The organism is Sphingobacterium arenae (assembly GCF_014692505.1).
GTDB classification, from domain to species: Bacteria; Bacteroidota; Bacteroidia; order Sphingobacteriales; family Sphingobacteriaceae; genus Sphingobacterium; species Sphingobacterium arenae.
In genome coordinates this window covers 88061-110620 of sequence record NZ_JACNYK010000005.1, presented here as the reverse complement: position 1 = coordinate 110620, position 22560 = coordinate 88061, and the positions used below count along the sequence as shown (strand labels likewise).

At 41.9% G+C, this 22560-nt stretch carries 21 protein-coding genes; 14 read left to right on the top strand and 7 right to left on the bottom strand.

Features of this window, described 5'->3' with window-relative positions; genetic code table 11:
* The first annotated feature begins 8 nt into the window (after positions 1-8).
* Positions 9-1523, top strand: coding sequence for a GH3 auxin-responsive promoter family protein (locus tag H8B17_RS16250; protein WP_190310284.1), 1515 nt, complete (start codon positions 9-11; stop codon positions 1521-1523).
* A gap of 49 nt (positions 1524-1572) precedes the next feature.
* Positions 1573-2640, top strand: a complete 1068-nt coding sequence (locus H8B17_RS16245) for a branched-chain amino acid aminotransferase (RefSeq protein WP_190310283.1) — start codon at positions 1573-1575, stop codon at positions 2638-2640.
* A 28-nt stretch (positions 2641-2668) separates the two neighbouring features.
* On the opposite strand, the gene miaA is transcribed toward H8B17_RS16245, so the two are convergent.
* The 4 genes from miaA to pdxA form a co-directional block, all read right to left on the bottom strand.
* A complete protein-coding gene (miaA, locus tag H8B17_RS16240; protein ID WP_317171055.1) occupies positions 2669-3649 on the bottom strand; it encodes a tRNA (adenosine(37)-N6)-dimethylallyltransferase MiaA in 981 nt (326 codons plus the stop codon).
* Positions 3570-4151 (bottom strand): IS1096 element passenger TnpR family protein, encoded by a 582-nt coding sequence (locus H8B17_RS16235; RefSeq protein ID WP_190310282.1) that lies wholly within the window; start codon positions 4149-4151, stop codon positions 3570-3572. Before H8B17_RS16235 ends, miaA begins: the two co-directional genes overlap by 80 nt.
* 52 nt (positions 4152-4203) lie before the next feature.
* Positions 4204-5622 carry a CCA tRNA nucleotidyltransferase gene (locus H8B17_RS16230; RefSeq protein ID WP_190310281.1) on the bottom strand — a complete coding sequence of 473 codons (1419 nt, stop codon included), beginning with the start codon at positions 5620-5622 and terminating at the stop codon, positions 4204-4206.
* Between the two features lie 218 nt (positions 5623-5840).
* A complete protein-coding gene (pdxA, locus tag H8B17_RS16225; RefSeq protein ID WP_190310280.1) occupies positions 5841-6896 on the bottom strand; it encodes a 4-hydroxythreonine-4-phosphate dehydrogenase PdxA in 1056 nt (351 codons plus the stop codon).
* Positions 6897-7097: 201 nt separating this feature from the next.
* Between pdxA and rsmA the strand changes: the two genes are divergently transcribed.
* The 3 genes from rsmA to H8B17_RS16210 are packed head-to-tail and all read left to right on the top strand — an operon-like array spanning position 7098 to position 9972.
* Positions 7098-7892 (top strand): 16S rRNA (adenine(1518)-N(6)/adenine(1519)-N(6))-dimethyltransferase RsmA, encoded by a 795-nt coding sequence (rsmA, locus tag H8B17_RS16220; protein ID WP_190310279.1) that lies wholly within the window; start codon positions 7098-7100, stop codon positions 7890-7892.
* Positions 7855-9036 (top strand): FAD-dependent monooxygenase, encoded by a 1182-nt coding sequence (locus H8B17_RS16215; RefSeq protein ID WP_223816633.1) that lies wholly within the window; start codon positions 7855-7857, stop codon positions 9034-9036. Before rsmA ends, H8B17_RS16215 begins: the two co-directional genes overlap by 38 nt.
* 6 nt (positions 9037-9042) lie before the next feature.
* On the top strand, positions 9043-9972 hold the full coding sequence (locus H8B17_RS16210; protein WP_190310278.1) for an NAD(P)-dependent oxidoreductase: 930 nt from the start codon (positions 9043-9045) through the stop codon (positions 9970-9972).
* Here the strand turns inward: H8B17_RS16210 and H8B17_RS16205 are convergent.
* On the bottom strand, positions 9957-10817 hold the full coding sequence (locus H8B17_RS16205) for a UbiA prenyltransferase family protein (protein WP_190310277.1): 861 nt from the start codon (positions 10815-10817) through the stop codon (positions 9957-9959). The two genes, H8B17_RS16210 and H8B17_RS16205, sit on opposite strands and share 16 nt — an antisense overlap.
* Positions 10818-10982: 165 nt before the next feature.
* On the opposite strand from H8B17_RS16205, the gene acs reads away from it, so the two are divergent.
* Entirely contained in the window at positions 10983-12899 is a 1917-nt protein-coding gene (gene acs / locus H8B17_RS16200; protein WP_190310276.1) for an acetate--CoA ligase, read from the top strand.
* A gap of 53 nt (positions 12900-12952) precedes the next feature.
* Here the strand turns inward: acs and H8B17_RS16195 are convergent, their stop codons facing one another.
* The gene (locus tag H8B17_RS16195; RefSeq protein WP_190310275.1) at positions 12953-14023 is read right to left on the bottom strand and encodes a metallophosphoesterase; all 1071 of its coding nucleotides are present in this window, start codon (positions 14021-14023) and stop codon (positions 12953-12955) included.
* A 96-nt stretch (positions 14024-14119) separates the two neighbouring features.
* Here H8B17_RS16195 and H8B17_RS16190 point away from each other — a divergent pair, with 96 nt between their 5' ends.
* From H8B17_RS16190 to mnhG, 7 genes are read left to right on the top strand one after another with little or no spacing between them, the layout of a single operon-like run.
* Entirely contained in the window at positions 14120-16429 is a 2310-nt protein-coding gene (locus H8B17_RS16190) for a putative monovalent cation/H+ antiporter subunit A (RefSeq protein WP_190310274.1), read from the top strand.
* Between the two features lie 52 nt (positions 16430-16481).
* Entirely contained in the window at positions 16482-16892 is a 411-nt protein-coding gene (locus H8B17_RS16185; protein WP_190310273.1) for a Na+/H+ antiporter subunit B, read from the top strand.
* Between the two features lies 1 nt (position 16893).
* The gene (locus H8B17_RS16180; protein ID WP_190310272.1) at positions 16894-17250 is read left to right on the top strand and encodes a Na+/H+ antiporter subunit C; all 357 of its coding nucleotides are present in this window, start codon (positions 16894-16896) and stop codon (positions 17248-17250) included.
* The gene (locus tag H8B17_RS16175; RefSeq protein WP_190310271.1) at positions 17247-18758 is read left to right on the top strand and encodes a proton-conducting transporter transmembrane domain-containing protein; all 1512 of its coding nucleotides are present in this window, start codon (positions 17247-17249) and stop codon (positions 18756-18758) included. Before H8B17_RS16180 ends, H8B17_RS16175 begins: the two co-directional genes overlap by 4 nt.
* Positions 18759-18761: 3 nt before the next feature.
* A complete protein-coding gene (locus H8B17_RS16170; protein ID WP_190310270.1) occupies positions 18762-19238 on the top strand; it encodes a Na+/H+ antiporter subunit E in 477 nt (158 codons plus the stop codon).
* The gene (locus tag H8B17_RS16165) at positions 19235-19510 is read left to right on the top strand and encodes a monovalent cation/H+ antiporter complex subunit F (RefSeq protein WP_190310269.1); all 276 of its coding nucleotides are present in this window, start codon (positions 19235-19237) and stop codon (positions 19508-19510) included. The genes H8B17_RS16170 and H8B17_RS16165 overlap by 4 nt, the downstream gene beginning before the upstream one ends.
* Positions 19503-19916: a monovalent cation/H(+) antiporter subunit G gene (gene mnhG, locus H8B17_RS16160; RefSeq protein WP_190310268.1), complete on the top strand. Its 414-nt coding sequence runs from the start codon at positions 19503-19505 to the stop codon at positions 19914-19916. The genes H8B17_RS16165 and mnhG overlap by 8 nt, the downstream gene beginning before the upstream one ends.
* A gap of 3 nt (positions 19917-19919) precedes the next feature.
* Here the strand turns inward: mnhG and H8B17_RS16155 are convergent, their stop codons facing one another.
* A complete protein-coding gene (locus tag H8B17_RS16155) occupies positions 19920-21011 on the bottom strand; it encodes a lactonase family protein (protein ID WP_190310267.1) in 1092 nt (363 codons plus the stop codon).
* A gap of 161 nt (positions 21012-21172) precedes the next feature.
* Between H8B17_RS16155 and H8B17_RS16150 the strand changes: the two genes are divergently transcribed.
* Positions 21173-22546, top strand: a complete 1374-nt coding sequence (locus H8B17_RS16150; RefSeq protein ID WP_223816632.1) for a peptidylprolyl isomerase — start codon at positions 21173-21175, stop codon at positions 22544-22546.
* Positions 22547-22560: the final 14 nt, after the last annotated feature.

The following is a 22560-nucleotide window of genomic DNA, read 5'->3' as shown; positions in this document are numbered from 1 at the left end:
TGTTATTCATGGCATTATTAAATTCTCTCTTTACATGGATCATGAAAAAGCGCATTCACCAGATTGAGCTTTTTATGAAATATCCACATGACGTACAGGAAGAATGGTTTCAAAGTTTAATTTCGACCGCAGAGGCGACCGAGTGGGGAAAAAAATATGATTACACGAGTATCTTAACGCCAGAAGAATACAAACAACGTGTTCCAATCCAAGATTACGATGATATAAAAGGTTATGTGGACCGTATGATCAAAGGGGAACAAAATTTAGTGTGGCCTTCGGACATCAGATGGTTTGCGAAATCATCGGGTACCACTTCAGATCGATCTAAGTTCATCCCCGTCAGTATGGAAGCATTAGAAGATTGTCATTACCAAGGAGGGAAAGACATGCTTTCTATCTACTGCCATAACAAGCCGGAAAACAAAGTATTTACTGGTAAGTCCGTTGTTATTGGGGGGTCTTCTCAAATAAATAATTTTAGCCCAGACTCCTACTATGGAGACCTTTCTTCTATTCTCATTCGTAACCTTCCTTTCTGGGCGGAATTTAAACGCACGCCTAATCTTGGAGTAACTTTAAACCCAAATTTTGAAGAAAAAATAGAACAGATTGCCCAGATTACTATCAAAGAAAATGTCACGAGTTTAGCGGGCGTTCCAACGTGGAATATTGTCATGGCAAAGCGGGTTCTGGAAATTACTGGAAAAAGCAATCTCTTGGAAGTATGGCCTAACCTTGAGTTTTATGGACATGGCGGTGTGAGTTTCAAACCGTATCGAGATATGTTCCAACAACTAATCCCCTCGGATAACATGTATTATCTTGAAAACTACAATGCGTCAGAGGGGTATTTCGGATTACAGGATCAATCCAACTCGGAGGAGCTCTTGCTCATGCTAGATTATGGCATTTATTATGAATTCTTACCGATGGAACATATCCATGAAGAACATCCTAAAACATTACGCTTAGACGAAGTAGAAATAGGGAAGAACTATGCCTTAATCATCTCTACAAATGCGGGATTATGGCGATATAAAATTGGTGACACCATAAAATTCACCTCTTTATCGCCCTATCGTTTTCAAATATCTGGTCGTACAAAACATTATATCAATACCTTTGGTGAAGAGTTAATTGTCGATAATGCCGAACATGCGTTGCAAATAGCTTGTCGGACAACAGATGCTATTATCCGTGATTACACTGCGGGACCTGTTTATTTTAAAGGCAGAGAGGCTGGTGCACATGAATGGATTATTGAATTTGAAAAACATCCCGATGATTTTCAAACCTTCTGCGATGTTTTGGATAACACCTTACGGGAAATCAATTCTGACTATGATGCTAAGCGATTCAAAAACTTAGCGCTAGCCTATCCTATTGTTCATCGGGCAGAAAAGGATACCTTTTATAAGTGGATGAAAAGCCGTGGGAAGCTTGGTGGACAGAATAAAGTTCCTCGCTTGGCGAATGAAAGAACCTATCTCGACGCATTATTGAAAATAATGAATACCTAATTATATTCATACTTTTTTCCTAAATTGCACATATTAAAATTTTAATGTGATGAGCGATACGAATACCTATTCCATTCGCGTAGAGCCAACGAAAGAATCAAGACTCTCGCAAGTAGATTTCAGTAATTTGAAATTTGGTGCTATCATGTCTGACCACATGTTAGTCGCCACCTATGATGACGGTGCATGGCAAGATGTGGTTGTCGTCCCTTATGGAGACTTCACCGTCAATCCATCGATGTCTGCCTTGCATTATGGTCAAGCTATTTTTGAAGGAATTAAAGGTTACAAATTTGCCGATGGAACAGTAAGTATATTCCGTCCGGAGAAAAACTGGGAACGTTTTAATAAATCCGCAAAAAGGCTTCAAATGCCGGAAGTTCCTGAAGAAATTTTTATGGACGGTCTGAAAACACTATTGGAAGTTGATCGCAAATGGGTACCGTCACAGGAGGGTACATCCTTATATATCCGTCCGTTTATGTTTGCAACAGAAGGTGCACTGGGTGTTCATCCATCTAAATCATATACTTTTGCCATCATTACTTGTCCTGTGGGTGCTTATTATAGCAAACCTATCAGCTTAAAAGTGGAAACGTATTATACACGTGCTGCTGAAGGCGGGGTTGGATTTTCGAAAAACGCAGGAAATTATGCCCTTTCTTTGTATCCTACCCAGTTGGCGAACGATGAAGGTTATGATCAAATCATGTGGACAGATGCGAATGAACATAAATACGTAGAAGAAGCGGGTACGGCCAACTTAATTTTCCGTATCGGCGATACGATCATCACCCCCCATGGTGATACGATTTTACATGGTGTTACACGTCGTACGATCATGGAACTCGCTGAAAAATGGGGATACAAAGCGGAACAGCGTAAAGTTTCCATACAAGAATTGATCGACGGGATTGAGGCCGGCCGCGTATCAGAGGCTTTTGCAGCCGGGACTGCTGCGACAGTCACTCATATCTCCAGAATCGGCTATGAGGGCCAGGACTATGAATTACCTCCGGTAGAGGGCCGAGAGTTTTCAAATAAAGTATTGGATTATTTAAATCAGCTCCGATATGGTAAAATAGATGATCCTTTTGGATGGAACTTCATCGTATAACTATCTTTTTAAGGTAGGGGTTAAGCCTCTACCTTAAAAAAGATAAAATCCCTTCCCAATCATCCGATTCAAACCAAACCGTATTGCCGTATTTCTTAAACCAGGTAATTTGCCTTTTCGCATAACGTCGGGAATTCTGCTTAATACGGGAAATAGCTTCCTCCAGCTTGATTTTCCCATCTATAAAATCAAATATCTCTACGTAGCCGACCGTCAATAACGCCGGTTTGTTCCGATAGGCCAATAACGAGCGTACCTCATTTACCAATCCCTTTTCGATCATCTTATCTACACGCAAATTTATACGATCGTATAGTCTTTGTCGTTCCATATTCAATCCGATGGTTACGATCTCGAACGGACGCTTAACCATTTCTTGTACATGATAGGATGAAAGAGGTTGTCCTGTAGTTTCATAAACTTCTAGCGCCCGGATGACACGCTGAGGGTTGTGTATGTCGGCTTCGCCATAATAATCGGGATCGACTTCTCGCAGTTTCTGCTGCAATGGTTCCAACCCCTCCCGATCAAAAATGCCGTTCAAACGTTCCCGTACGGCTATTGGTGCTTTAGGCAAATTATCCAGCCCTTCACACACCGCACGCACAAAGAGTCCCGACCCACCGACCATAACAACAACATCATGATTTTCGAATAGCAACTTCAACAGCGACAGCGCATCTCTCTCAAAATCGCCAGCCGAGTATTCGTCCTCAATGGTATGGGAATCAATAAAGTGGTGTTTTACTTCCTTAAGCTCGTCTGTATCCGGCTTTGCTGTACCGATAGACATCTCCCTATAAAACTGCCTGGAATCAGCCGATATAATTTCGGTTTTAAAATGTTTGGCCAAAGAAATCCCCATTGCAGTCTTTCCCACTGCGGTTGGTCCGACGACAATAATTAATTTTTTATGTTCCCATCTATCATCAATATTCATCTTCCACCCCATTCGTTCCCTCTTCTCCCTCACCTTCGTCTTCACCGTCAAATAAATCGAAGTCTTCATCTTCATCAACACCGTATTCAGTTTCATCTGTCGGTAAATCTTCCTCTTCTTCATCCTCGTCTTCCGCTGTCGATAATGGGAAATTTGCAGCGGCAAGTTGTTTAGGTACAGTTCCGATCGACTTAAATACGAACGGATATGCTTTACCGTCCTCTTCTTTCAAAATTTTTATCAGCTCAACATGCAAGTCGTAAGGGCGATCAAAATTATATATGTAATAAAACTTCTGATGTGGATCATCGATAAACTTACTCAAGCGGATATCTTCCATTTTTAGCACACCACCTGTTAACTTCCGCTCTGATGGCAAGAATGCAATCTCCGTTCCTTTTTTCCATTGATCGTTACTCACATAAAAAGAAGAAGAGACATCGGGTGTGTAGCCGGTAGCTTTATGGATCGCTTGATGCAATTCTAAAAATGTCGCTTTCGAGGGCATATCTATTTCGCGATATACGTCCTCATAATCTTCAAAAGTTGCTCGAAATCTGTAAATAGCCATTCTTAATCGTATAGTTTATACAAAGGTTAAAATTACAACAATTTTTAAAAAATTAAAGGATCGTCTTCGTTTTGGGCTTTAACCCCAATTCCTCTCCTTTTTTCAAAATAAAAGACAATGCCTCCTGACGTACATTCATGATCTCTCCCTCCAAGATAGCTTCTCTCACCGCATTTTTTATCGTACCGACTAGGGGGCTCGGTTCGATTTCAAAAAGTGCCATAATATCCGCACCCGATACAGGAGGTTGCCAATTGCGTATTTTATCACGCTCTTCGACATCCTTTAATTTCTGCTCAACCAGCTCAAAATTATTACGATATTTTTTCTTCTTGTATTCATTCTTGGTGGTCACGTCAGCATGGCACAAAAGCATCAACGCATCAATATCATCACCTGCTTCATACAGCAAACGACGTACCGCAGAGTCTGTTACAATATCTTGTGCCAACACGATAGGTCGCAGATGTAGTTGCACCAACTTCTGGACAAACTTCATTTTATCATTTAGAGGAAGCTTCAGTTCGGCAAAAAGTTTCGGCACCATCCGGGCACCGCGATCTTCATGTCCATGAAAAGTCCATCCGATCCTCTTATCGTATCGTTTTGTTGCAGGCTTCGCTATATCATGCATAATGGCCGCCCACCGTAACCATAAATTGTCTGAATTAGCTGCGACATTATCCAAAACTTCCAGGGTATGATAAAAATTATCCTTATGCCCTCTTCCATCTATTATATCTACCCCGTGTAAATTATACATAGCAGGAAAAATAATCTTCAGCAACTCGGTATCAAATAAGTATCGGAAGCCAACAGATGGTTTGGCTGCCATCACAATTTTATTTAACTCATCTATAACGCGTTCCTTAGAAATAATTTTAATACGTTCCGCATTTTCCGCGATAGCTTGAACTGCTTTTACATCGATCTTAAAGTTAAGTTGTGTAGCGAAGCGAATAGCGCGCATCATGCGAAGCGGATCGTCAGAAAAGGTGATATCTGGATCAAGCGGTGTCCGAATAATGCGGTTTTGAATATCTTCTACCCCTCCAAAAGGGTCCACAAGTTCTCCAAAACGGGCGGTATTTAAACAATAGGCCATAGCATTAATCGTAAAGTCCCGACGGTTCTGATCATCTTCCAGCGTACCATCCTCGACGATGGGTTTTCTGGAATTAGAGCGATAGGATTCTTTGCGGGCACCTACGAACTCTAAGTTGATGCCATCATGCACCAACATCGCTGTTCCGAAACTCTTATATACCGAAACCTTCGTATGTAGAATTTCGCCAAGCTTGCAAGCAAAATCAATCCCACTTCCAATGACAACCAAATCAACGTCGTTTTTAAAAGGACGCTTCATGAGGCAGTCACGAACATAACCGCCGACAACATAACATTCGACCTCTTCTTTATCCGCTAAATCTCTGATGATTTGAAAAATAAGATGTTGTAAATTCTCTCGCATAACTTCTTCTCGGGGTTCAATGCCGATAGCGGGCAAAAATACAGATTATTTTGTATAATATCTTCTCCCCGCTTAGGTACTATCCCTTAATTAACACGAAATGTCGCCTTTAGAATTTTGAAATCTGTCCTTTGCACGGATCATTGTTTCAAATATCCGCAGGGATGAAGTCTATGAACAGATGTTTATTTTTTGGTGTTCATGAACTCCCCTTGACGCTAATCCCTATCTTTTGACAGGCGACGGAACGGCAGCGGATTAGCGACCAGTTCTTCTTGCTCCCGACGGCGTTTTACGATATGAACGGCAGCGAAAATCGCCTCTAGGAAAGATTCATGCGAGGCGATATTTTTCCCAGCAATGTCGTACCCGGTGCCATGATCTGGAGAAGTCCGGACGATGGGTAATCCTGCAGTATAGTTGACTCCTTTACGAGAAGCGATATGTTTAAAAGGAATCAGCCCCTGATCGTGATACATCGCCAAAATTCCATCAAATTCAGTATATGTGTCGCTAGCAAAAAAACCATCGGCCGGATAAGGGCCAAAACAAAAAATCCCTTCTTCCTTCGCTTTCTGGATACTTGGTACAATAATTTCTTCGTCTTCCGTACCGATTAGACCTTTATCTCCAGCATGTGGATTTAGACCCAATACCGCTATTTTAGGTTTCTCTATCCAAAAGTCTTTCTTAAGACTTTCGTTCATCATCCTGAGTTTTTGCAAAATAGCGTCCGTGGTTATCGCTCCCGCAATTTCCTTCACAGGTATATGCCCTGTAACCACGCCAATGCGGAGTTCATCAGCAATCATAAACATTAAAACATCCTGTGCTTCCATCTTGGCTTGTAGGTATTCTGTATGCCCAGGAAAATGAAATCCATCTTGCTGTATGTTATGTTTATTGATGGGTGCAGTGACCAACGCATCCAGCTTACCATTACGGAGATCCTCCGAAGCCCTTTCCAAAGAAAGAAACGCATACTTTCCGCCAATCTCGTTCTGTTCGCCTAATGTAATCTTCACATCTTCCTGCCAGCAGTTAATCATATTAGCGCGCTTAGGATTTGCTTGGTCGGGATGATGGACAACATTAAAGCTAAAATCCTGTACCCCAATAGCTTTACGGTGAAACGAAGCTACTTTCGTATTACCATACACAACCGGCGTAAAGTAATCTAACACCCGATTATCCATCAACGATTTGATAATCACTTCCAATCCGATGCCGTTTACATCACCTACGGTAATACCTATTTTTAGTTTTTCACTCATTATCCCAAAGCTTTGAATCAAAATTACAAAATTTAGGGTAAATAAAAAGCTTTCTACACAGTAAAACAGGCATCTGACCCGGAAAATATTATGCGTACAAGCAAAGAAGACAATCATTTTCACATCGTATACGCGTCCTTAAATACCGCGAAAATTGATTAATAATGTTTAGTTTTGCTTTTTATAATACCCCAACGACGAATGAATACCGTACGCGCAAAGAAACACTTAGGGCAACACTTTCTAAACGACAAGCATGCTGCACAGAAGATTGTAGACGCTCTTGAACCTGCTTTAGGTTTTAAACAGGTATTGGAAGTTGGCCCCGGCATGGGGGTGTTATCCGATTTTTTACTCCAAAAAGACACCTATGAGACTTGGTTGATTGATGTAGACGATGAATCCATCATATTTCTGGCCGACAAATACCCACAGCTGGACAACAGGCTTATTCACGGCGACTTTCTTGCACTAGATTTCAGTCAGTTTTTTGGCGATAAAGTGGCCGTTATTGGCAATTTCCCGTACAATATTTCTTCCCAGATTCTTTTTAAAGTTTTAGAGGAGCGCGGGCGGGTGGCACAAATGGTCGGGATGTTTCAAAAAGAGGTGGCTGAGCGTTGCGTGGCGAAACCGGGTAGTAAAGAATATGGCATCCTTAGCGTATTCTTACAAGCTTATTATGATCTGCAGTACCTTTTTACGGTCAAAGCCGGGGCATTTAGTCCGCCTCCTAAAGTTCTTTCGGGTGTCATCAAGATGACGAGGAACGACCGTGACACGCTCGATTGTGATGAAAAACTATTTTGGCGTGTCGTAAAAGCTGCTTTCAATCAACGGCGCAAAACGTTAAGAAACGCCTTGTCTGCCGTTGTTCCAAAAGATAGGATGAGCGACAACCCATTATACGAGCTTCGCGCAGAACGGCTGTCAGTCGAAGATTTTGTCATCTTAACAAATGAAATTACCCATGCCATACACCAAAACGATAAATAGTGAGTTTGCCATAGTAGGTGGTGGCGTAGCAGGACTTGCAACGGCCATAGCTTTCCAACAAATCAACAAAGACTTTATGCTTTTTGAGCAAGCGAAAGAACTAAAAGGGATAGGGGCAGGGTTTGGTCTGGCAGCAAATGCGATGCGTGCTTTAGACCTACTTGGTTTAAAAACTGACGTAGAAAAAATAGGCTATTATCTGGACAGCTACCATATTTTAGACGATAAGGGACAGCTGTTAGCAGCTCCCAACACCCACGCTATCCGTAAAAAGTATCAGCAACAAAATTTCGCCATTCATCGTGCAGATTTACACCTATTCATGCTGTCTAAAATTAACACTCAAAAACTAAAGTTAGGTAAAAAAGCTCTCCGATTAGAACAACATGTAGATGCTGTTACCTTATTTTTTGAAGACGGCACACAACATACGTCACGTTTTTTAATTATTGCTGACGGCGTAAAATCTCCACTCCGGCAACAGCTCATACCATCATCCATACCTCGTTATTCAGGATATACATGCTGGCGCGCGACTATTGACAATACCAAGATAAGATTAGATAGGGGAACAGAAACTTGGGGGAAATCAGGAAGGTTTGGGATGACACCCTTATCCAATAATCGCATCTACTGGTATGCATGTATAAATGCTACATCTGATAATCCGATATACCGAGATTATAAAGTCAAAGATTTATTAAAACATTTTCAATCGTACCATGATCCTATTCCCGCTATTTTAATACAGACGAAGGATAGCGACCTGATTTGGGGTGACATTATGGACGTCAAGCCGCTCAAACGTTTGGCTTATGACAACATTCTACTCATTGGCGACGCCGGACATGCTACAACCCCAAATATGGGACAGGGTGCCTGCCAAGCTTTAGAGGATGTAGCCGTTCTATCAGATGAACTGGGATTAGAAAACGACGTCAAGAACGCATTCTCTTCGTTTGAAAAGAGAAGGTTGTCTCGGACAACATATATTACAGATACGTCCAAACGGATTGGAGAAATCGCACAATGGGACAATAGTATGTTAATCCATATGCGTAATATACTCATGAAAATTATGCCTACCAGACTGGCTCAAAGGAACCTGGACAAATTATTATCTGTGGATTTTATGAAATATTAGCAAAAAATGAATATTCTTATTGTAGACGACATACACCATATACTATTAGACAAGCTGAATGAAGCGGGAATTTCGTACGATTACCGACCATCCTTCAACAGAGCGGATGCCGAAAACGTCATCCGACAATATACGGGGCTGGTTATCCGTTCCAAATTTCAGGTCGACGAATCCTTTCTTAATCTCGCGGCCAACTTACAGTTTATTGCCCGACCGGGCGCAGGGATGGATAACATCGATGAGGAATATGCCACCTCAAAAGGTATTCGTCTCTTCTCAGCGAACGATGGTAATAAGGATGCTGTTGGTGAGCACATGATCGGGATGCTGCTGGCACTCATGAACAACCTAAACCGTGGACATCGGGAAGTGTGCAACGGGCAATGGCTTAGAGAAGAAAACCGAGGTTACGAATTAAAAGGACGAACAGTAGCCCTCATTGGGTATGGACATAATGGGCAAGCGATGGCAAAAAAACTGTCGGGTTTTGAGGTTAATGTCATTGCGTATGACAAATACAAAACTGGATTTTCCGATGCTTACGCCAAAGAGGCTTCGATGGAAGAGGTTGTTAGACAAGCAGATATATTAAGTTTTCACATTCCGCTAACACGTGAAACCAGAGGCATGGTAGATGATGAATATTTGTTTCATTTCCGCAAACCTATCTTTTTCCTGATGGGCGCCAGAGGGGCTATAACGCATATCCCATCGGTCTTAAAATACATGGATGAAGGTAAAATTTTGGGGGCAGCATTTGATGTGTTACCGATCGAAAAGTTTCCGGCGCTCAGCGAAACAGACTGGTACGCTGACCTCATTTCAAGGGATAATGTGATGCTTAGCCCACATGTTGCAGGATGGACGTTCGAAAGCTATTATAAATTGTCGGATATTATTGCCGATAAGATTATCGGGTTTCATAAAAAGAGATAAATAACTAAAAACTGTGCTATCAACGCAAAGTCTAATAAGAATGCGTAATGGTAGCGATTTGCATTTCGGAAAACCACTCGCTTAAGCACGACTGCAATTAATAAGTTCGTTGCTAATACGCCCATCTGTACCTCTAGCTGAATAGCTGACAACAGAACGATGGCGCTATGGACAATGATAAGAACGTAGCATAATATAATCGCTCTATTTGCCCCAATCATATTCGGGATGGTTTTTAGATGATAATAGGAATCCTGTTGGATATCCCGAATATCAAAAGGTAAAGTGCAAATAAGTAAGAAAATAAACTTTAGCACGAAAAGCGTTTGGAAGAGGTGTATATTAATTGCTAGCCCATCCAAATACATTTCACAAACTGGCAAACAAACCGAACTTAGTGTCCAAACCAAGGCTATATGAAAAATCTTCGTGCCTGGCAATTGACGAAAACCAACCCATTTCCCTTTATACGGCATCATTGGAATAGAATACGCTACACTCATCATACCTATCCCTGCTAAAAAGAATAAACTATACAGGTGAATATGTGAAACTGCATACACCAATACGATGCCCCCTATTCCACTATTTAACCATAATAGCCATTCATGTTTAAATATCCAGCGTGTACGTTTATATACTGATTTCTGCGGATTCTCAGGCTTGGACAGCATCATACTAAAATTATATAAAAGCAAAGTTGCTGCCCCTTCTATCATCATAATCGGATAATCAAACGGGACATCAAAGAATAGGTAGGTAACTGCAGATTGTGCTATTGCAGCGCCTGCAATGAGCAGGTTCGTATAGATTAAGAAATAGTATAAATGCTTTAACAGCTTCATCGAAAATAAAAATAAGAATACTTAAAGATAAAAAATTGCCATTCATGGCAAAAAAAGCTAAATTAGTGCTTGCATATCCAATACGGACATTTTTTAATAAATAATTGTCTGTATTGGATAAAAAAAATAGTATAAACATAAATTTTGGTACAGAAATAAAAAAAAATGAACCTACAGATCAAAAGTTTTGAGGAGTATCAGGAGGCGTATAAACGTAGCGTCGAAAACCCGGAAGCATTTTGGGGAGAAATTGCAGAAAACTTCTTTTGGAAACGAAAATGGACGAATGTATTAAACTGGAACTTTACCGAACCGAATATCAAATGGTTTGAGGGAGGTAAACTGAATATTACAGAAAACTGCCTTGACCGCCACATCTACAAATTAGGCGATAAACCTGCCATTATATGGGAGCCTAACGATCCAAACGAGGCACACCGAATCCTCACTTACAAACAACTTTTAGAAAAAGTAGAAGGTTTTGCCAACGTGTTGAAAAATAACAACGTCGTGAAGGGAGACCGCGTATGTATATACCTTCCAATGGTACCCGAGCTAGTTATCGCCGTCTTAGCATGTGCTCGTATCGGTGCAATCCATTCTGTTGTATTTGGTGGTTTCTCCGCTCGTTCTATAGCAGACCGAATCAATGACGCGGAATGTAAATTAGTGGTTACCGCCGATGGTGGATTCCGTGCCGGAAAAGTGTTGGAATTAAAATCTATCGTTGATGATGCACTTATGCAATGTGATTCTATAGAACGTGTCATTGTGTTAACGCGTACACGCACACCGATATCGATGATAAAAGGTCGTGATGTGTGGTGGGAAGACGAAATTAAAAAAGTAGAAACACAAGGAAACCCGCCGTGTCCCGCAGAAGAAATGGACGCAGAGGACCCGTTATTTGTACTCTACACATCGGGCTCGACCGGCAAACCTAAAGGGGTAGTACACACTACTGGAGGTTATATGGTTTATACGGGTTATACCTTTTCCAATGTGTTCCAGTACCAACCTGGTGAGGTCTATTTCTGTACAGCCGATATCGGATGGATTACCGGACACAGCTATATTATATATGGTCCGCTATCACAAGGTGCAACTTCGTTAATGTTTGAAGGGACGCCGACCTACCCGGATGCGGGACGTTTATGGGATATCGTAGACAAGTACAAAGTGAATATTCTATACACAGCACCTACGGCTATTCGTTCATTAATGGCTTTCGGTGAACAGTACCTAGAAGGTAAAGATTTAAGCAGCCTCAAAAGATTAGGTTCCGTCGGAGAACCTATTAACGAAGAGGCCTGGAACTGGTATAATGAGAAGATCGGAAAAGGAAAACTTCCTATTACGGATACTTGGTGGCAAACCGAGAACGGCGGCATATTGATCGCGCCGTTGGCTGGCATTACACCTACTATTCCAAGCTATGCCATGCTTCCACTACCTGGCGTACAGCCTTGTCTGATGGATGACAATGGCAACGAGCTAGACGGAAATGATGTAACTGGAAATCTCTGCATTAAGTTTCCTTGGCCAGGTATGCTGCGCACCACGTGGGGAGATCACGAGCGATGCCGCCAAACCTATTTCTCCACCTATCCAGATAAATATTTCACGGGCGACGGTTGCTACAGAAGTCCCGAAGGATACTACAAGATTACCGGTCGTGTGGACGATGTATTGAATGTTTCCGGCCACCGTATTGGCACCGCCGAAGTGGAGAATGCTATCAACATGCACTCGGATGTCGTCGAATCTGCCATTGTCGGTTATCCACATCCGGTTAAAGGACAAGGTATCTATGCTTTTGTAATTGCAAATCACCATATTGATGAAGAGAGCACACGCAAGGATATTCTGCAGACCATTACCCGTTTGATCGGTGCTATTGCAAAACCCGATATCATCCAGTTTGTGACAGATTTGCCAAAAACACGTTCGGGAAAGATTATGCGACGTATTTTACGTAAGATTGCAGAGGGTGAAATGCATAAATTAGGTGATACATCCACACTGCAAGACCCAACCGTAGTCGAAGCGATCATCAAGGGAGCAGGCGACATGAAGAAATAGGGTGAAATAACGCACATAAAAAATGCCTCTCGCAAAAACAAGAGGCATTTTTTTTACTCATCCAGTGTAAAGATAAACTCCTGGTTCTCTTCGGTTTTATAGGCCAAACCCTGCGTCGCGGGCGAAATAGCAAATAAGGGGGAAAAAGTCTTCACCTTTACCGTATTACCGTCCGGCATAAATTCTAGATAACGCAGCCAGCCGTCTCCACCATTACCATGCCACCCCCCTCCCATCGCTTGCGCATTGAATGTCATTTGTGACACGGTGTTTCCAGCGGCATTCTTATCACGTCTAAAACCTAGGTGCGCATCAAAATTATCTGGAGCCCCAATATGTCCCGAAAAGACCAAACGGATATTCTTCGATGGCTTCACCAACTTTTCAAATAAAGCTGCCCCATAATTCACATCTATCATTTTATAACCTTCTTTTTTGATGTGTTCACTCTTGCTGTTGAGATACGTATGCGTTAATAGGATTACATCTTTCTCTACGTAGGGCTTTGCTTCCAATACTTGCTTCGCCCAACTGACCACCGTGTCACGCGGCGCAAATTCCAAGACCATGACCAGCCAATCTTTACCGTGTGGCGTATGAAATTCATATAGTGCGTTCACCGCACTGGACTGCCCGTTCAGTTGGGGTCCAATCTCTCTCAGTGCACGTTGGTTGAATCCATTTTGGTTCACATTAAAATAGTGATCATAATTGGTAGAACGATATTCTGCACTCCGGTAACCAAAATCATGGTTCCCAGTAGCCAACACATAAGGCACGCGGTTATCTAACGTAGCAAATGCATTTCTAACATTTTCCCATTGTCGCAAACTATTCGCTGTGCCATCGTTCCCTTTCAAATGAATCAAATCATTATGTTCCACCAAATCACCGGTACACAATACAAACTGCGTATTCAGTTGGTCCACGTTTTCGTATATCCATCCTGTCATCAAATTTAGTATCCCGATGTTTTTATGAAAACGTGTATAGGTTTGCGGATCCGGCATCAAGATCAAGGACCACGATTCATCATCGGTAAGTGCCGGCTTTTGGTACTGTGCGGCCACCTGGAAATAGCATAAAAAAGCTAACAGGGGGATCAATAGGCTTATTCTCTTCATGCACTAAAATAACAATATTTCAAAAAACCGCCTTACAAATTGCGGATTTTTTGTAATTTTATAACGTTTCCAACATTACTTAAACATAAAGACTGCATGCTATTTACTGTTTTAACAGGGTTAATAACATCAAGCCTTCTCGTTCCTTTTGGCAAGATTATTAAGACGAAATGGAGTATTTTACTCCCCGTTATACCTATCACCCTCTTTTTATTCTTTTTATGGCATGTCCCCGTCGTAGCGAACGGAACGAATGTTATGCAACACCTTCCGTGGGTTCCTACTCTGGGTGTTAACTTTGACTTCCGGCTGGATGGTTTGTCCCTCCTTTTTGCGCTGTTGATTACGGGTATCGGAACAGCTATTTTCTTTTACGGCCGTAGCTATTTGAAAGGACATGTTTATTTTGACCGTTTTTTTGCCTATCTGCTCCTTTTTATGAGCGCTATGTTAGGTTTAGTACTCGCAAACAATATCCTCACGCTATTCGTTTTCTGGGAACTGACTAGTATCAGTTCCTTTTTTCTCATAGGCTTCAATAATGACAGCAAAGAGTCCAGAAAAAGCGCTATTACCGCACTTAGTATTACGGGGCTAGGCGGTTTTTTCTTATTGGCAGGATTGGTATTAGCCGGAAATATCGCAAATACATTCATCATCAGCGAGCTGTTTGCACAGCATGACAAGCTCGTGAGTCATCCATTGTATCCTCTAATCGTTGGGCTTGTTTTTATAGGCGCTTTTACCAAATCGGCGCAGTTTCCGTTCCATTTTTGGCTACCTGGCGCGATGAAAGCACCTACTCCTGTATCTGCATATCTTCACTCTGCCACTATGGTCAAAGCGGGCATTTATTTATTAGCACGCTTCACGCCGGTACTAGGCAGTACCGACTTATGGAATACGACCCTTATGGTTGTTGGTGGAGTCACAATGGTATATGCGGCCATACACGCGCTGTTTCGTACCGACCTTAAAAGTATTTTAGCCTATTCTACCATTTCTGCGCTCGGTATTCTAACCTTTTTGTTAGGTGTCGGCACCCGAGAAGCTATTATTGCAACCAGCGTATTCATTCTCGTTCATGCACTATATAAAGCGACGCTTTTTATGGTGACGGGAATCATCGACCACGAAACGCATACCCGCGACATCACAAAATTGAGTGGGTTACGTAACGTACTGATGCCGGTTTTTATTGCCGCATTATTGGCCGCATTATCCAGTGCCGGACTCCCTTTAAGTTTTGGCTTTATCGGAAAGGATCTTATCTATGAGGCTACCCTGCATTACGAAGAAAATTGGGCGTTATGGTTGACCACACTGGCCGTCATAACCAACGTTGGATTGGTAGCAGCAGGATTCATGGCGGGAATAAAGCCTTTTACAGGGAAATTACCACAAAAATTCGAGCAAGTGCATCTTCCTTACAAATCCATGTGGATTCCACCACTTATCCTGGCAGCACTTGGCTTCATTTTCGGTATATTTCCAGGAATTACGGGCGATTACTTCAATCATCAGACCGCCAATGCTATCGCGGGCGAAAACACAGACATGCAACTTAAAATATGGCATGGGTTTAATACGGTGCTCATTTTAAGTTTGGCGACATTAGCAATCGGCACGGTCGTATACCTGTTCAATAAACCAAGCGAGGCTAAATTAAAAGCCATTGAGCGCCTTAACAAAATTTCACCAGAACGTATTATGATGAGCTTTGGTCAAGGTATCAAACGTTTTTCTGTACTGTATACGAACAACATCCACAACGGATACCTGCGCTCCTATCATCTAAAGATTATTCTCTTCGCGGAACTGCTGCTCGCTTATAAGCTTTGGCTCGGGGGTCCGATTCAAATTGATTATGAAAATCTCACTCCGCTATCGTGGTACGAGGTCGGTATTGTAGCAATCCTAATTGGCGCATTGTATATTGTCGTCACGACAAAATCCCGTCTTACTTCTGTCGTATCGACAAGTGTCATCGGGTATTGCATTTGTTTGCTTTTCGTTTTCTACAGTGCTCCCGATTTGGCGATGACACAGTTCACCATTGATACATTAACCACCGTATTGTTTGTATTGGTATTGTATAAACTTCCTCCTTTTATCAATTTCGTACGCCGCGAGATATTGATACGCGACGCTATTGTAGCATTACTATTTGGAATTATCATTTCACTGATAGCCCTACGTGTGCTATACGAGCCAAACAAGACAGAAATCAGTGACTTCTACGGCGAGAACGTGTACTTATTGGCAAAGGGGAAAAACGTTGTCAACACAATATTAGTTGATTTCCGCGGTATCGACACGATGTTTGAAACGGTGGTTTTAGCCATCGCGGCTTTAGGTGTGTATAGTTTGATCAAGTTACGGTTGAAATCCTCTGAGAAAGAATAAAAAGAAGTGATGCGTTACCAATGATGTGTCGTGATCACAAAAAACAAAAAATATGAAAAGTGCAATTTTACAAACAGCCACCCGGTATTTACTACCTATATTGCTGTTATTTTCATTCTTCTTACTCCTTCGTGGACATTATTATCCCGGAGGTGGTTTTGTTGGCGGATTAGTCGCTTCTATCGCATTTGTCCTACATAGCTTCGCTAATGGTACGGAAAACACCATGAAGATACTTCGATACAAACCACTATCGTTGATACCCATTGGTTTAGCAATTTTAACTGTGAGTGCTACGCTCCCGTTACTGTTCGGCCTACCGCCTATGACAGGCTTATGGCTCGAAGAACCGATCCCCGTAATTGGGATGATAGGCTCCGCATTGTTTTTCGACATTGGCGTCTATTTAGTTGTGATCGGAGTCGTTTTAACTATTCTGTTTACTATAGCCCTGAACGATTGATATGGAATTATTACTGATTTTAATATTGGGCTTATTATTTGCCGGCGGCGTTTATCTTATCCTCCGACGCAGTATGGTAAAGCTTCTACTGGGCATCATACTATGGGGCAACGGTGCAAATATTTTGATTTTTGTACTCGGAAAAATCACAAAAGGGAGTCCGCCGGTGATCGACGAAGCCTACAAGGTCTTTCAGGATATTTATGCCGATCCGATACCACAGGCGCTTATCTTGACCGCGATCGTCATTAGCTTTGGATTAACATCCTTTGCGATCGTGTTATTAAAGCGCGTATATGCATTAGTAGACTCCGATGATTTGGATGATTTAAATACCCCAGAAGAAGAAGATATATGATCGACAACCATATTTTAGCACCTATTCTTGTGCAGTTATTCACGGCCATTATGCAACTCGCATTTTGGCGAAAGACACTCACGCAGCGTTATTTAAGCGTCGGCGGGAGTTTGATCGGTTTGATGGTCGCTTTCCGTCTGTTTGGACGCGTACACGAAAGTGGTATTCTAACTATAAATGCAGCCAACTGGGACGCTCCTTTTGGGATCGTGTTTGTAGCGGATCTGCTGAGCGTCACTTTGGTGTTGCTCACATCTATCGCCTGTTTTGCCGTGTCGATTTTTTCATCTGTTGGCCTGAGCAGGCAAAGGATGCTCTATGGTTATTTTCCTATTTTCCACTTTCTTATTATGGGGCTGCACGGTGCGTTCCTAACTGGAGACATCTTTAACTTATATGTCTTTTTTGAAGTCATTATTATTTCGTCATTTGTATTGATGACTTTAGGTGGAAGAAAAGCGCAGCTGGAGGGCGCTGTCAAATATATGGCCATGAATATTTTAGCGTCCATGTTCTTTTTGACTGGAATTGGCATTCTCTACGGCATTACGGGCTCGCTCAATATGGCCGACTTATCCATTCGAATCCAAGAGGTACAAAATACGGCACTCGTCGGTATTACGGCCTGCTTTTTTATTATTGGGTTTGGCATCAAGTCTGCTGTATTTCCTTTATATTATTGGTTACCATCTTCCTATCACACACCTCCTTCTGCGGTCGCAGCCACTTTTGGAGGCTTATTAACAAAAGTTGGAATCTATGCTATGCTCCGGGTGTTCAGTTTAATTTTTGTTCCAGACGAATTTACACGCACACTTTTAATGGTCATCGCTGTGCTAACAATCTTAACAGGAGCCTTTGGTGCCCTCATCAAGACGAATATACGGCGTTTGTTCTCTTACCTCATTGTATGCCATATCGGTTTTATGGTCGGCGGTATTGCGATGTTTAGCAAGGTCGCCCTCATGGGGGCCGTTTTTTATTTAATACACGATATTATGGTCAAAACCAATATGTTTCTCGTGGCCGGCGTTATCCGTCAGCTGGGCGGCACAATGGACATGAACAAACTAGGTGGTTTGTATCGCGACTATCCAAAAATATCACTCCTCATCGCCCTCGTTTTATTCTCGTTGGTAGGGATACCACCGTTATCAGGATTTTGGCCAAAAATCTTTCTTTTTCAAGAAGCTTTCAATCAGCATCAATACTTTTACGTCGTCGCCCTGATCATCGGTAGCTTCGTAACATTATATGTTATTGCCAACATGTGGGCACAAGTTTTTTGGAAAAACCCGCCGGCTTCCGAAGACCTCGAAAATCGCTTCGCTCCCATGCCCCCCTATAAAAAAATACTGATGGTACTACCTATAGGGCTCATGACATTAGTAACGCTCTACATAGGGTTAAACGCAGAAGCAATTGTTAATGTAACAGATATAATATCGACACAGTTAATGGATCCTTCAGCATACATTGATGCTGTTTTGGGAAATAAAACGGATTAAGATATGATTAAGAATTTTTTAATGAACCTCCTACTCGCGGCCATATGGGTAGCGCTTACAGGCTCTCTTTATTACACCAATTTTTTGTTTGGATTTATGCTCGGCTTCTTCGTGTTATGGATCATGAATCGTAACGAGACGGATCAACGGTATTTTTTTAGAGATCCAAAAATCATCAGTTTTGCTTTCTACTTTCTTTATGAAATCATAAAAGCAAATGTCCAGGTGGCCTTTGACGTGATTACACCCAAATATTTTTTCAAACCTGGGATTGTCAAATATACAATGGCTGCCAAAACAGATTTTGAGATCCAATTATTGAGCACCATGATATCACTAACACCAGGCACATTAATTGTGGATATTAGTGACGATAAAAAAACAATTTATATTCACGTCATGTACTTGACAGACCCAGAGACATTCGTCAGACAGACACAAACCGGTTTGGAGAGAAGACTATTAGCGATTTTAAGATGATTACACTAGAAGCCTATTTCGACTATGTTATCCTCCCGATCTTATCCATCTCTGTGATGTTGGTATTTATCCGATTGTTCAAGGGGCCTGCAGTAGTGGACCGGGTGGTAGCGCTGGATTTAATTATCACCATCGGTATCGGTATTATAACGGTGTATAGTATCCGATCGGATCAACAGGTATTTTTGGATGTCGCGATTATTCTCGCCCTGATTGCTTTCCTTGGCACAGTGGCCTTTGCTTACTATATAGAAAAACAAAAAGATGATTGATATCGTGTTAGCTCTTTTGAGTACAGCGGGTGCGCTTTCTATTTTATTCGCATCTATTGGTATACTGCGTATGCCTGATTTTTATTTACGTTTATCCGTAACTGTAAAGGCGTCGACGTTAGGTGTAGGTTTATTACTTATTTGCGCTGCTATTATGTTCCCCGATGTTTCGGTAACCACCAAAGCTATCGCTATTGTCTTCTTTTTGATAATTACCGCCCCGATTGGTGCACACATGATTGGTAGAGCGGCCTATTTCACGGGCACACCACTTTGGAAAGGCACCATTGCAGATGAGCTAGCCGGGATGTACGACGAAGAAACGCATACCCTAGAAAGCGAAGAAGAGGAACGAGACAAAGGTGACGCGCCTAATATCGCTGAAACGGAAGAAGAAACAAAGTAGAGGTTAAAAAACGATACAAACTGGTGTGGACACCTCAATCTGTTTCCCCGTATCTTTCAACTCTCCAGTCTCCTGGTTACGCTCGAAAACCGTGATATTATTTGTTTTCTGATTGGCTACAAGTAAAAAATGTCCATCAGGAGTTAGATTGAAGTTTCTCGGCCCCTCCCCTTCGGTAGGATATACTTTTTTACGTTCCAGATTACCCGATTTATCCACAGCAAATAGCGTAATGGTATTCGCATCGCCCCGGTTCGTTGCATACATAAATTTACCCTCCGCAGAACGCTTTATCTCCGCTGCACCATTATCTCCCTGAAATCCGTCGTCGTTGATAGAAATCGTATATTGTAAGATCCAACTTTCGTTATCTTTTTTATAGTGCGCAATCTCAGCAGTCATTTCCAACAGCACATACATATTGTTTCCTTGTTCGTCAAACACCAAATGACGCGGACCACCTCCCGGCGGCGTTGATAATTGAGTTTCTTCCACCAAGCTATAACTATCCTGCTGCCTATCTACCCGATAAATGGTAATCTTATCCGTGCCGAGGTTTTGCACATATACTTGCTTTTCATCCGGACTGAAAAAAGCGGAATGTACATGTGAGGCCTCTTGCCTATCCTTGTTAGGTCCAGATCCTTCCTGTTGGATATGTTGTATCTGCTCCGCTAACCCCCCATTCTCTTCCAATCGATATACTGTTAAAGATCCACCGCCATAATTAGAGACGATGGCAATAGGGTGCTGTTTACTAACAGCAACATGACATGGATAACTACCATTGGTGGGAATGGCATCTACAAAAGACAGTGCATCACCGTCGAAAGTAAAGGACGACAATGCAGCGGTACTATCGCCCGTTTCGTTTACCGCATATAGTGTGTTTCCCTCCGGAGATCTTGCCAAAAAAGAAGGGTTCTCGCTCACGGTCGAAGAATACATCGTCGCATCTCCGCTTTGCTTGTCAAACATATATAAATAGATTCCTTGGCTCCCGGTATGCGTGTACGTACCGATAAACAAAGGGATTTCCTGTGCCATCGTATATTGAATCAAACAACTTAAAACAACTAACATTGAAACTCTCATATTGCTGTATTTATGGATAACTGCTACGAAACTACATATTTTTGAATTCGATAAGGGAAAATCGAAGCGGACTTTTTAACATTTTTAACAGTTTTAAACGCAAAGTACCGTCGAAAATCCCGTTATTTATGGTAATTTTGTAGGGTATCGAGGCAATATTTATGATGAAGAAATATATAACTTTATTGGGAATGATGATCATGTCTATCATCTGTTTGCAATTCGCGTATAGTCAAGGGAGACTGGTAGACCGGGTAGTCGCCACCGTGGGTTCCAGTATTATCTTGCAATCCGATGTGGAAATGCAATATGCACAATACTTAGCGCAAGGGGAAAAACCAAATGAAGACATGAAGTGCTTCGTCTTACAGCAACTTCTCACCCAAAAATTATTATCACAACAGGCGGCGATCGACTCCATAGAAGTATCCGAGTCGGAGGTAGACGATAATCTGAACAGACGGATGCAAATGATGGTCAGACAAGCCGGCGGAAAGGAGCGCTTGGAAGAGTTTTTAAACCGTTCTCTCCTGCAATATAAAGAAGAAATGCGTTCCAATGTAGCAGAACAACTGAAAGCAGATAGGATGCGTCATAGTATCGTTTCCACCATTAATATTACACCAGCCGAAGTAAAACAATATTTTGAAAGTTTAGACCAAGATAGCCTCCCCTATTTTGATACGGAAGTAGAGATTGGCGAGGTTGTTATCAAACCGGAATTAACGAAAGAAGAAAAAGAACAATTTAGAACGAAAGCCGAGGGTTATAGACAACAAGTATTAAATGGTTCTGACTTTGGCACGGTAGCTCGTCTTTATTCTGAAGACGGCTCGGCCCCCTATGGTGGAGAGCTTGGCTTTGCCACGCGGGAGCATTACGTAAAAGAATTTTCCGCGATGGCTTTTAAGCTCAAAGAGGGAGAAGTTTCACCTGTATTCGAGACACAGTTTGGTTTCCACTTTTTACAAGTCTTACAACGACGAGGAGAAGAAGTCAACGTACGCCACGTGCTGATAAAAAAGAAAGCTACTTCTGCTAGTTTACAGCGTACAAAAGCAAAAATAGACAGTATCTACGAGAAAGTATCGGAAGGAAAATTGGCTTTCCATACAGCTGCATCGTTACATTCCGATGCCAATGAAACGAAATATGCCGGCGGAATGATTACAAATCCGGAGGATAATTCGCCCTTGATTCCCATCAATAGATTAGACAAGGAAACATTTACGGCGATAGACCCATTAGAGATTGGGCAATATTCTAAATCCTTCCTCTCCACCGATCAAACCGGAGAACAGGTCTATAAGTTTGTTTATCTCAAATCTCGCATAGCGCCGCACAAAGCAAACTTAGAGCAAGATTTCGCGAAAATACAAGAAGCGGCTAGTCAAGATAAGGTAAATAGAGAACTTAGTGAGTGGTTCGAACAACGCAAGGAAAATACGTTTATTGACATCAATGAAGATTTCCTAGCATGCGATGTATTGAAACCATGGGTTGATGAAACCAAAGAAATTTTAGCAAAAAAATAAAAAAAGAGGCTCAG